General features: G+C 40.2%; 1 pseudogene. It reads left to right on the top strand.

The annotated features are described in order from the left end of the window. Positions 1 to 254, top strand: a pseudogene (locus IEX97_RS13110) (hypothetical protein); the annotation flags it as partial.

Below are 254 nucleotides of genomic sequence, written 5' to 3'. Positions count from 1 at the left end.
ATGGGAAATTGTCATATTCGTAACTTGGATTTTGAAAAGCCTATTTTATTTCTCGCAGCAGGCACTGGATTTGCCCCCATTAAAGCCATGATAGAACATCTTTTGGCGCAAGGATCCAAGCTACCATTTGAATTATTCTGGGGCGCTCGGTCACAAAGTGATTTGTATATGGATGAACGTGTCCACCACTGGCAAACACATGTTCCTCAATTTCAATATTTTTCTCATATAACGTCCACCAGCAAAGAAACATT

The organism is Paenalicyclobacillus cellulosilyticus, from assembly GCF_014647315.1.
GTDB lineage: Bacteria > Bacillota > Bacilli > Alicyclobacillales > Alicyclobacillaceae > Alicyclobacillus_J > Alicyclobacillus_J cellulosilyticus.
This window is presented reverse-complemented; position numbering and strand designations above follow the sequence as displayed.